Source organism: Natroniella sulfidigena, from assembly GCF_023223645.1.
GTDB lineage: Bacteria > Bacillota > Halanaerobiia > Halobacteroidales > Halobacteroidaceae > Natroniella > Natroniella sulfidigena.
Window position 1 is genome coordinate 79,804 of sequence record NZ_JALKBY010000001.1, and the last position, 12,337, is coordinate 92,140.

General features: G+C 35.3%; 8 protein-coding genes. 7 read left to right on the forward strand and 1 reads right to left on the reverse strand.

The window, feature by feature from the left end; genetic code table 11:
- The first annotated feature begins 125 nt into the window (after positions 1-125).
- The 7 genes from hutU to hutH all read left to right on the forward strand — a co-directional run bounded on the left by hutU (position 126) and on the right by hutH (position 11,757).
- On the forward strand, positions 126-2,150 hold the full coding sequence (gene hutU / locus MWH28_RS00375) for a urocanate hydratase (RefSeq protein WP_248617278.1): 2,025 nt from the start codon (positions 126-128) through the stop codon (positions 2,148-2,150).
- A 181-nt stretch (positions 2,151-2,331) separates the two neighbouring features.
- Positions 2,332-2,934 carry a cyclodeaminase/cyclohydrolase family protein gene (locus MWH28_RS00380; protein ID WP_248617279.1) on the forward strand — a complete coding sequence of 201 codons (603 nt, stop codon included), beginning with the start codon at positions 2,332-2,334 and terminating at the stop codon, positions 2,932-2,934.
- Positions 2,935-3,050: 116 nt separating this feature from the next.
- The gene (ftcD, locus tag MWH28_RS00385; RefSeq protein WP_248617280.1) at positions 3,051-3,953 is read left to right on the forward strand and encodes a glutamate formimidoyltransferase; all 903 of its coding nucleotides are present in this window, start codon (positions 3,051-3,053) and stop codon (positions 3,951-3,953) included.
- On the forward strand, positions 3,953-5,200 hold the full coding sequence (gene hutI, locus MWH28_RS00390; protein WP_248617281.1) for an imidazolonepropionase: 1,248 nt from the start codon (positions 3,953-3,955) through the stop codon (positions 5,198-5,200). The genes ftcD and hutI overlap by 1 nt, the downstream gene beginning before the upstream one ends.
- Before the next feature lie 215 nt (positions 5,201-5,415).
- Complete coding sequence (locus tag MWH28_RS00395) at positions 5,416-8,484, forward strand: AAA family ATPase (RefSeq protein WP_248617282.1); 3,069 nt, start codon at positions 5,416-5,418, stop codon at positions 8,482-8,484.
- Positions 8,485-8,671: 187 nt separating this feature from the next.
- Positions 8,672-10,003, forward strand: a complete 1,332-nt coding sequence (locus tag MWH28_RS00400) for a Na+/H+ antiporter family protein (protein ID WP_248617283.1) — start codon at positions 8,672-8,674, stop codon at positions 10,001-10,003.
- A 224-nt stretch (positions 10,004-10,227) separates the two neighbouring features.
- Positions 10,228-11,757, forward strand: coding sequence for a histidine ammonia-lyase (gene hutH / locus MWH28_RS00405; protein ID WP_248617284.1), 1,530 nt, complete (start codon positions 10,228-10,230; stop codon positions 11,755-11,757).
- Positions 11,758-11,890: 133 nt separating this feature from the next.
- Here the strand turns inward: hutH and MWH28_RS00410 are convergent, their stop codons facing one another.
- Positions 11,891-12,064, reverse strand: a complete 174-nt coding sequence (locus tag MWH28_RS00410) for a hypothetical protein (protein ID WP_248617285.1) — start codon at positions 12,062-12,064, stop codon at positions 11,891-11,893.
- Between the last annotated feature and the right edge of the window lie 273 nt (positions 12,065-12,337).

The window sequence follows — 12,337 nt, forward strand, 5'->3', positions numbered from 1 at the left end:
AAAGAAATTGACTTTTATTTGACGATGCCCTCATATAATTAAATTACAACATTCTGATAGAATAGGATATAAAAATTAATTGAGCTAATTGATTTTTAATTAAATAATTGAAGGGGGATTATAAAATGGAATTTGATGTTTCTAAAGCTATGAAATTTACTTTGTCTGATGAATTGCCAGAAATGCCTGAATTTGAAGAGGGAATTCGTAGGGCACCTAAAAGGGAACTTAATTTAAATCAAGATGAGATGAAAGTTGCTTTAAAGAATGCTTTAAGGTATATCCCACCTAAGTTGCATCACAAGTTGGCTCCGGAATTTATGGAGGAGTTATTGACGCACGGAAGAATTTATGGTTATCGATATCGTCCTAGTGGAAATATTAAGGCTAAGCCTATTGATGAATATGAAGGAAGAACGACAGAAGGTAAGGCATTACAATTAATGATCGATAATAATTTGGATTTTGATATTGCACTTTATCCTTATGAGCTAGTGACATACGGTGAGTCTGGTCAGGTATGCCAAAACTGGATGCAGTATAGATTGATTATGAAATACTTGCAGGAGATGACTGAGGATCAGACTTTAGTAGTTCAATCTGGTCATCCATTGGGTTTATTCCCATCTAAACCGGATGCTCCACGGGTAATATCTACTAATGGCTTAATGGTAGGAATGTTCGATAATGATGAAGCATTCAATAAAGCAGCAGCTATGGGAGTTGCTAATTATGGACAGATGACTGCTGGTGGTTGGATGTATATTGGCCCGCAGGGAATAGTACATGGTACTTATATTACATTACTTAATGCAGGTCGGAAGTTTTTAGGAAATGACAAAGATGAAGACTTAGCTGGTCAGTTCTATATTACTTCTGGTTTGGGTGGTATGAGTGGAGCTCAAGCTAAAGCAATAGAGATTGCTGGAGGAGTTGGAGTGATCGCTGAAGTTGATATGTCTAGAATCAAGACACGACATGAACAAGGTTGGTTAAGTGAGTTTACGGATGATTTAGATGAGATTTTTGACTGGGTAGCAGAATATCAGGAAAAAGGCGAAGCAGTCTCAATTGCTTATCATGGTAATGTAGTTGACTTATTAGAGTATGTTGTTGAAAATAATATTAAGGTAGACTTATTATCTGATCAGACTTCTTGCCATGCTGTTTATTCAGGTGGCTATCACCCAGTAGGATATAATTTTGAAGAAGGTAGAGAGTTATTGAATACTGATCCTGCTAAGTTTAGAGAAGAGGTAGATCAGACATTAAGAAAGCATTATGGTTTCATTGAAGAGTTGGTAGATCGAGGTTCTTACTTCTTTGATTATGGTAATAGCTTTATGAAGGCTGTTTATGATGCTGGGGTCAAAGAGATAGCTAAAAATGAAGCAGATCCAAGCCAAGGATTTATCTTCCCATCTTATGTAGAAGATATAATGGGGCCAATCTGTTTTGATTATGGCTATGGGCCATTTCGTTGGGTATGCTTAAGTGGTAAGGATGAAGACTTAAGAAAGACTGATGAAGCTGCTAAAAGCTGTATTGATCCAGACAGAAGAGCACAAGATTATGATAATTATCAGTGGATTAATGATGCTGAAGAGAATGATCTGGTAGTAGGTTCAAAAGCTAGAATCTTGTATGCTGATGGTCAAGGACGGGTTGAGATTGCACTTAAGTTTAATGAATTGGTTCGTAAAGGTGAGATTGGCCCGGTGATGCTAGGACGTGATCATCATGATGTTAGTGGAACGGATTCTCCATTTAGAGAAACAGCTAATATTAAGGATGGTAGTAATGTAATGGCTGAGATGTCTGTGCAGTGTTTTGCTGGAAACTGTGCTCGAGGAATGACTTTAGCTGTAGAGAGTAATGGTGGTGGAGTTGGTATTGGTAAATCATTCAATGGTGGTTTTGGTTTAGTACTTGATGGAAGTAAGAAGGTTGATGAGATTATCAAATCAGCTTTAGATTGGGATGTTCACGGCGGAGTTGCTAGAAGAGCTTGGGCTAGAAACGAACATGCAATTGAAACTATGCAAGATTGGAATCAAAGAAATGAAGGTAGAGGTCATGTAACAATTCCTTATCGACCAGAAGAAGGATTGGTTGAGGGTATCGTTGCTGATTATTTAGATAAAGAGTAATGATTGAGTTGGCAGTTAACAGTGAACAGTTTACAGTTAAAACTCAAAAGCTAAAAAATAGAGACCTCTAAAAAGCCCTATGCCTACAGGTTTATATGCTTTTTGATTTTAAGGATTTAATGTTCTTAACTGTCAACTGTAAATCGTAAACTGTACACTGATATATAAAGGGGGAGAAAAGATGAGTTTTTCTGATTATACTTTAAATGAATTTGTAGAAGAATTAGCTAGCAAATCATCTACGCCAGGTGGAGGAAGTACTGCGGGATTAGGTGGAGCTTTAGCCTCTGCGTTAGCTTTGATGGTGATTAGGTTGACTAAGGATTCTGAGATAGAGCAATTTACTACTGAGTTAGAAGATCTAAAATCCGAAGCATTAAGGTTGATTGATGAAGATTCTGAGAGCTTCGATAAGGTGATGGCTGCTTTTAGATTACCTAAGGAGACTGAAGCAGAGCAAGAAGAGCGGAGTAAGCAGATTCAAGAAGCATTAAAGGGAGCTAGTATTACACCACTTAATACAATGAAATTAGGTCTCAAGGTCTTAGAGATTGCCAGGGAGGTAGCTACGGAAGGAAATCCTAATGCAGCTTCTGATATAGGAGTAGCTGGATTGATGGCTCTAAGTACGGTTAAAGGTGGTAGCTATAATGTTTTAATCAATGCTGAGTCGTTAAAAGATGAAAAAGTTGCTACAGAGTTAAAAGATGAAGCTAGTGAGATAATTTCTAAGTCAGAACGATTAGCTGCTGAGATTGAAGAGATTGTTGAGAGTAAGATTTAATTACAAAATAGCTTAAGTTTAAGGTTGAGGTTAAGTCAATCATTAAAAAAATAAGGGTTTAGCTCTTACTTAAACTCATACTTAACCTTAAACTTAATTCTAAAGGAGTGTTAATAATGAGTCAGATATTAGAATGTATTCCTAACTTCAGTGAAGGAAGAGATGAAGAAAAGATAGAGAAGATTGTAGAACCATTTAAGCAGACTGATGGGGTTAAGTTACTGGACTATTCAGCGGATAAAGATCATAATCGACTTGTAGTTACGATGATTGGAAGTCCAGCTGGTTTGAAGAGATCTATGTTAGAGGCAATGGAAATAGCTATTGATCTGATCGATATGAATGAGCATACAGGAGAGCATCCAAGAATGGGAGCAGTAGATGTAGTACCATTTACTCCAGTTCGGAATGTAAGCATGGAAGAAGCTGTAGAGATATCAAAAGAGGTAGCTCAAGAGGCTGCTGAAAAGTTTGATCTTCCTATCTATTTCTATGAAGATGCTGCGACAAGTCCTGAACGAAAGAATTTAGCTGACATTCGACGGGGTGAATATGAAGCGATGGCTGAGAAGGTACAACAACCAGAATGGAAGCCAGATGTTGGCCCGGCTAAAGTTCACCCAACTGCAGGAGCTACCGTGATAGGAGCTCGGATGCCGTTAGTAGCTTATAATGTCAATCTTGATACAGATGATTTGGAACTTGCAAATAATATTGCTCGCAAGATTCGTCACTCTGGTGGAGGTTTGAGGTATTGTAAGGCTATCGGTATTGATTTGAGTGAGAGAGGTATTGTTCAGGTGTCTATGAATTTAACAAATTATACTAAAACTTCACTGTATCAAGCATTTGAAATGATCAAATTTGAAGCTAAAAGATATGGTGTCAATATTATCGGTAGTGAGCTAATTGGGTTATTACCTGCTCAAGCATTATTTGATGTAGCAGAATATTATTTAGGAGTTGAAGACTTCTCTCCAGAACAGATAATGGAAAATAGATTATTGGAGGATCTATAATGAAGAATGTAGTGGTCAAGAATGCTGGAGAACTAATTACCTGTCAGGGCCAAGCTCCTAAGACTGGTTCTGAGATGAATGAACTAGGGATTATTACTGATGGTGCAGTAGTAATTAAAGGTGGTCTGATTACTCAAGTAGGTAAGACAGATGAGATTTTAAAAAATATTAATATAGAAGAATTTGAAGTTATTGATGCTGCTGGGAAACCTGTGTTACCAGGGTTTATTGATTCTCACACTCATTTTGTATTTGGGGGTTATAGAGCAGATGAGTATAGTTGGAGATTGCAGGGAGTACCTTATACTGAAATTATGGAACGAGGCGGAGGGATTATCAACTCTGTAGCAGGTACTCGAGAGGCTTCTTTTGAAGAGTTAAAAGAGAGTGCTTGGAAGAGATTAGACTCTATGCTTTCCTTTGGAGTAACTACTACTGAAGGAAAGAGTGGTTATGGTCTTGAGCTAGAGACTGAATTAAAGCAGTTAAGGGTAATGAAAGAATTACAAGAGGAACATAAGGTAGATATTAGCCCTACTTTTATGGGTGCCCATGCTATTCCTTCTGAATATGAAGGGCGGTCTGGAGAATTCATAGATTATTTGATAGAAGAAGTTATGCCTCTAGCAGTTGAAGAAGGTGGAGCAGAATTTTGTGATATTTTCTGTGATCAGGGAGTATTTACAGTAGATGAAGCTCGTAAACTTTTATTAAAAGGGCAAGAGTTAGGATTGAAGGCAAAGATTCATGCTGATGAAATTGCTCAAGTTGGAGGAGCAGAATTGGCAGCAGAGCTAGGAGCAGTCTCAGCTGATCATTTACTTAAAGCTTCTGATGAAGGAATAAAGTTGATGGCTGAAGAGGGTGTAATAGGTACTTTGCTACCGATTACTGCTTTTAGTCTTAAAGAGCCTTATGCTCGGGGGAGATATATGATCGATAATGGGCTGCCAGTAGCTTTGGCTACAGACTTTAATCCTGGTAGCTGTTATTCAGAATCAATTCCACTGCTAATTGCTCTTTCTACATTACAGATGGAATTGACTTTAGAGGAAGTAATAACAGCCTTAACTATTAATGCAGCAGCTGCTATTGATAGAGATGCTAAGATAGGTAGTATTGAGGTAGGAAAAGCAGGGGATTTAGTAATTCTTGATGCTCCTTCTTATACTCATTTGGCATATCATATCGGAGTTAATATTGTAGATAAGGTTATTAAGAATGGTCAGTTGGTAGTGAACGGTTAATTAAATATAAGGTTTATTAATTATAATATGCTAGGTTTGGCAAATCTTTTAGATGAGCAAACCTAGCATATTTTGTTGTTTAGAAATACAATTAGGTATTATGAATAAAATAACATCAATTATTATTTGAAATTATGTTATTAACAGGATAGAATAAACATGGAACATCCAAAAAACAGAAATAACGACATTTTACACAGGAGGGGCTAATAAAGATGTTAAAGGTTGAGCTACTGGGAATACCAAAGGTAAGTTTAAATGGAGAAGTTATCGATTTTCCTTATAAAAAGGTTGAAGCCCTCTTTTATTATCTGATAGTAAAAAAGAAAGTAATGAGGGAGAAGGTGGCCTCTTTATTGTGGGGGGATATGTTAGATAGTAAGGCTAAAAAGAACCTTCGTAATGCTCTTTATCAACTTAAAAAGGTTGTAGGAGATGAAATTCTTTTAACTCCAGATCGATTTACTATTGTCGTTAATGATGATTATGATTTGAGTTTAGATTTAGATGTTTTTGAAACTGGTAGTGCCCAAGAGATTATTCAAGTTTATCAAGGGGAATTCCTGAATAATTTTTTAATTAAAAATGCAGCTACCTTTACAGATTGGATTTTTGAAGAAAGAAGTTATTATCGACAATTATATATCAGCTCCTTAAAGAATTATATTAATAGTCTCAAAGATCAAGAGAAATTGAGCGAAGCAATCGATCATGTACAGCTATTAATTAAAATTGATGAATTTGATGAGGCTGCTTATCGTGATTTGATGAAATTACATGCTAAGCAAGGTGCTATAGCTAAAGCGGTGGATACTTATAAAGATTTAGAGAAGCGGTTAGAGCAAGAATTAGGAATTACCCCTGATAAAAAGACTAGGCAGCTTTTGCAAAAGATTAGAGAAAACTCACTTAATAAAATTGAGGATTGTGCGATAAAAAGCAATAATTTTATTGCTCGAGAAAAAGAATTAAAGAGGTTGACAGATAACTTATATAGGTTTTTAAGGGATAAAGAAAGCTATTCTTATTTGGTGACTGGGGAAGCGGGAGTTGGAAAGACTGCTTTAGTTAAGCAAGTATTATCTATGCTTGAAGTAGATGACTGTTTAGTTTTAAAAGCTAACTGCTTTCAAGCAGAAGAGCGGTATATCTTTAAGCCGTGGCAGAATATCTTACAACAGCTTAAAGGTAAGATCAATTTTGAACAGATAAATACTTCTTTGCCTTGGAAGAAGATAATTTCTTTTCTATTCCCTTCGTTTCTAGCTGAAGAGGAGGAGTTATTACCTAAAGAAATCTTTAATTTTCAATCCATCCAGAGCCAATCCGCTATAGAGGCCCTTATCTTTCTTTTGAAGGAAGCAGCTAAAGAGAAAAAGTTACTGTTTGTCTTTGAAGATTTACAGTGGTGTGATGATAAGAGTCTTTTTTTATTAAGGGATTTAATCCAAGAGCAAGAGCAGAATATTTTAGTTATGGCAACATCTCGTAATGAACGAAAAGAAAGAGTAGAAAGGATATTTTCAAATTTAAAGAGATATGAACTTATGAAAGAGGTTAAGCTAGGTCGGTTAACTTTATCCGAAACTGAAGAACTTACCCAAGCTACATTGCCAAATTATAATTTTTCCCAAGAAGTATTAATGAAGATTTATCAAGAGACAGAGGGCAATACTTTCTTTTTAGTTGAAGCTTTAAATTTATTAGAAGAAGAAGGGGCAGATGCTTTATCCCAGTTACTTACTACTAAGACTAAAGATATTTTAAGAAATAGAGTCCAATCAGTTTCTCAAGAAGCACAGAAAATCTTAAAGTTAATCTCTGTCTGTTTTGATCAGGTTAGTTATGATTTATTGTCAGCTATTAGCGGTAAAAATGATCTTGAATTAATAGAGTTACTTGAAGAATTAGAGAATCATTATTTAATTGAAGAGCTAGCTGGGAAGAAAGGGCAAGGGCCAGCTTATAAGTTTACTCATTCAAAAATACGTCAGTTTATTTATAAAGAACAATCTTTTTCCAGGGCCAACTTACTTCACAAAAGGATTGCTCAACTGCTAGAAGAACGGTTGCAGTCTGGAGTTGGAGTACGAGATCAGTACCTTAAATTAATATATCATTATTCTCGAGCTGGAGATAAGTTAAAGCAGTTAGAATATTTAATTAAAGAAGCAGAGGTCTACTTTCATCATACCCATGAACTTTTTCCAGTTAATAATGATAAAAATTTAGAGAAAAGTAGAATTTTATCACTCAATCAAGACGAATCAAGGCGGTATTTGGTTGAGATTGAAGGGTTGTTACAAGAGGTAGAACAAGAAAAGGGTAGAATACCTTTATTACGAAAGATGGAAGTTAAATTCTTAATGATGAGAGCTTCTTTTTTAATCTGTGAGGGAGAGTATGAGCAGGCTATTTCTGATGTTAAAGAGATGATTACTGAAGCTAAGTCAGTAGATGACTGGTCAAGTATATTAATGGGGTATCAGAAGTTGGTTGGAATAGGAATCCAAAAAGAAGATATTTCTTTGTTAGAAGATAATGCAGAAAAGATGTATAACTTAGCTGAAAATATGAAAAATGATGTAAAAATGGGACTAGCCTTACGCTTTTTGGGAATCGTTAAAATTTATAAAAAGAATTATAAAGCAGCTGAAAGGTTATTTAATCAATCATTAAGGACTTTTAAGGAAGCCCAAACGTTGGGAACTAAATATACTTTAAGTATTGCTGCCGTATTTAATTATTTGGGAGAGGTTAAAAGGCATCAAGGGCAATTTACTGAGGCTATTAATTATTATGAACGTGGAATTAACCTTTGTGAAGAGCAAGATATTCTCTGTGGCCTTGGAATCTTTTATACCAATGCTGGACAAGTTCTTTATCAGCTTAAAGATTATAACAAAGCCCGAGCCTATTTTGAAAAGTCTTTAGATATTTTTGGGCAATTGAAGACAATTTGGGGCTATTCCACGATTACTAATGGTTTTATGGCTTTACTTTCTATTAGAGCCAATAATTATGAGCAAGCTTATCAGTACTTAAAGACTGCTGATGCTGTTATTAAACAGTATCATAAGAGATATTGGGTTGGAATTTTGTATCGGGTCAAGGCTGAAATTGCTAGCAAAATGAGAAAAGATAGTGAGTTAAAAAGGAAGTTTAAAGATTATTTAGATCAAAATTATAGTGACTATGCAGAACAAGCTTCCTTGATTTTAGAAGAAATAGGGGCCAACTATGAGGTCAAGTTAGTACAAGGTGACTTTAATAAGGTTGAATAATTTTGACGTCTAATTGACGATTACTTGTTAATATATAAATGAGCAAATAGTCTAAATCTTTAGCAAAATTACTAATAAGTTTTTGAAACTAGTGGATATATATGAAGAATTTAAGGTTTTAAAGAGGAGGTGATAATAAAAGCTAGGAGCTAGTCTAAAGAAATAATATCAAAGAGGGGGTATTACTTTGTTAACTAATCCTGTTGTTGTTTCAGTACTTGTAATGACTGTTTTGTGTTTGTTAAAGCTAAATGTAATTTTATCTTTAATAGTAGCTGGTCTTGTTGGTGGAGGATTAGCCGGAATGCCAATCGATGAAACGATGTCAACTTTAATTGGTGGGATGGGTGGTAATGCTGAAACTGCTTTAAGTTATATTCTGTTAGGTGCTTTAGCTGCTGCTGTTCAAAAGACAGGAGTTGCTATGATCTTAGCTAAAAAGATAGCTAGTTGGGTTAAGGGTAAAGGAATGATTTTGGTTGGAATCATTGCATTTATCTCTATGTTCTCTCAAAATCTGATTCCAGTTCATATTGCTTTTATTCCAATTTTGATTCCGCCTTTGATTGGTGTTATGAATAGATTGAAGATAGATAGAAGGGCTGTTGCTTGTGCTTTGACATTTGGATTGAAGGCTCCTTATGTAGCTATCCCTGCTGGTTTTGGATTGATTTTCCATAATATTATCAGGGATGAAATGATAGCTAATGGGATGGAAGTAGCTACACCTATGATCTGGAGAGTAATGTGGATACCTGGTTTAGGGATGTTATTAGGATTGCTTGTGGCAATCTTCTTTACTTATAGAAAGGATAGAGAGTATAGTCCACTACAAGAATCTAACTTAGGAATTCAAGATGATGCTATTGCTGAAATGGCTGCTACAACAGAGGATGTAAAGATGACTGGAGTTCATTATGCATCATTAGTAGGAGCTGGTGCTGCTTTAGTTATTCAATTACTGACTGATTCTTTACCTTTAGGAGCCATGGTTGGTCTTGGTATTATGCTAGTTTTTAGAGCAATTAAATGGGAAGATATCGATGAGTTGATACAAAGTGGAATTGGAATGATGGGCTTTGTAGCATTTGTAATGTTAGTAGCTTCTGGTTATGGAGAAGTAATTAGAGAGACTGGTGGAGTAGATTTATTGGTGGACACAGCCTCAGGAATGATGGGTGGGAGTCAACTGATCGCAGCAATAATTATGGTTTTGGTAGGATTAGTAGTCACAATGGGAATTGGAACTTCTTTTGGAACTATTCCTATTTTAGCAGCGATTTATGTTCCTTTAGCATCTGCTACTGGATTCAGTCCAATGGCTACTATTGCTTTGATCGGTACTGCTGCAGCGTTAGGTGATGCTGGATCTCCTGCTTCAGATAGTACTCTAGGGCCAACGGCCGGTCTGAATATAGATGGACAACATGATCACATCTGGGATACTTGTGTTCCTACTTTCTTACACTTTAATATTCCAATTATGATCTTTGGAATTATAGCAGCATTGATATTTTAATTATGTCTAATAATCAACTAATTTTCAGGGGAGTAATGGACTACTTCCCTGAAATATTTAGTTTGTCACTTGATAAAAAGATCCTAAAAATTAATAATTTAAAGGTCTGATATACCAACTAATTATTATATTAATAATAACTTATTTCCCAGCATTAATCATTACAATATAAAATAAAAAGATGGTTTTTAATTTTATCTAAAAAAAATTAAGGAGTAGATAATATGAATCCTATTTTAATTGATGGTAATAGTTTAACTTTAGAAGATGTAATTAAGGTTGCTAGAGAAGGAGTAAAGGTCGAACTAACAGATGATGCTGTCAAGAAAGTGAAGGAAGCTAGAGCAGTAGTCGATCATTTCGTTGAACAAGAAGAGGTTGTTTATGGAATTACTACTGGCTTTGGAGAACTCAGTAATGTTTATATATCTAAAGATAAGACTGAAGATTTACAGAAGAATTTAATTATTAGCCATTCATGTGCAGTTGGTGAAGCATTTGAAGAAGAAGTAGCTCGAGCAGTAATGCTTCTAAGGGCCAACGCTCTTGCTAAGGGAGTATCAGGGATTAGATTAAAGACTTTAAATACATTAATTGAGATGCTTAATCAAGGGGTACATCCTGTGATTCCTCAACAGGGTTCTTTAGGTGCTAGTGGAGATTTGGCTCCATTATCTCATATGGTATTGGTTATGTTTGGTGAAGGAGAAGCATTTTATCAAGGTGAAAGAATCTCTGGAAAAGAAGCAATGGAAAAGGCTGGTATAGAGCCAGTTCAGCTTAAAGCTAAAGAAGGATTGGCCTTGATTAATGGAACTCAGATTATGACTGCTGTAGGAGCATTGACCGTTTATGATGCTATTAACTTAGCTAAGATAGCAGAGATTTCTTCAGCTTTAACAGTCGAAGCATTGAATGGAATTACTGATGCGTTTGATGAAAAGGTTCATCAAGCTAGACCACATAAACATCAGATTAATTGTGCTAAAAACTTATTGAAGTTGACAGAAGGTAGCGAATCTACAACTAGACAAGGGGAAGTAAGAGTTCAAGATGCATATACCTTAAGATGTCTACCACAGATTCATAGTGCTAGTAAAGATGCTATTGAATATGTCAAAGAGAAGGTTGAGGTTGAAATCAATTCTGCAACCGATAACCCTTTGATCTTTGCTGAAGAGAATCAAGTTATCTCTGGTGGTAACTTCCACGGACAGCCGATGGCTTTACCGCTTGATTTTTTAGGGATGGCTTTAGCAGAATTAGCTAATGTTGCAGAAAGAAGGATAGAGCGGCTTGTAAATCCAACCTTAAGTGGTTTGCCACCATTTTTAATCGATGATGGTGGGGTTAACTCTGGCTTTATGATTACTCAATATTCAGCAGCATCATTGGTCTCTGAAAATAAGGTGCTGGCCCATCCAGCTAGTGTTGATTCGATTCCATCTTCAGCCAATAAAGAGGATCATGTAAGTATGGGAACTACTGCTGCCAGACAGACCAAGCAGATTTTAGATAATGCGAAAAATGTCTTAGCAATTGAATTGATGGCAGCAGCTCAAGCAATAGATTTAAGAATTGAAGCTGAGCAGTTAGGAAAAGGAACCCAAGTTGCTTACAAAAAAATTAGAGAAAGTATAGATAAATTGACTGAAGATAGAATCATGTATCTAGATATTAACCAATCTGCTTCTTTAATTGAAGAAAATGTTATAGTTGAAGCTGTAGAAGAAGCAGTAGGTCAATTAGATTAAAGTATAATAATAAAAAATTTGAAGATAAACTAGAAGCATCCTTGGGGGAGGGTGCTTCTAGTTTTTTGTTGATAAGTTTTTGAATTACTTAAACTTAGACTTATTCTTAGACTATGGCCGAAGGCCATTTTGTTTAGCATCCATATTGCACAGCACTAAATTTTTTGTTACGTAATAAGTTATAAATCTCAGTATATTTTTTAGAATATTTTTCATCTGTTTTAGAGATGTCAATATTATCTAAAATTTCTGTCGTCAATTTATCAATTTTGTAATCTTTAGGAGTAGGTGTTTCTACTTGATTCATATTTGTTCCCTCCTTTCTTTATCCAATTTAGATTAGTTTATAGTTTTAAATTTAGATATCTATTTAAATTGCTCTTAACTAATTTATTCGACATGGCTTACAAAAATCCTTTATTGCTTTAAAGAATTATCGTAAGAAAACAAAATTGAGTCTAAGGTTAAGTTTAAGACTAAGTCAATCATAAAAAAGCATAAAAGTTTAGGGCTCTTACTTAACCTCAACCTTAACCTTAAACTTAAATTTATAAATTGACCTTTATTTGACGTTGATACT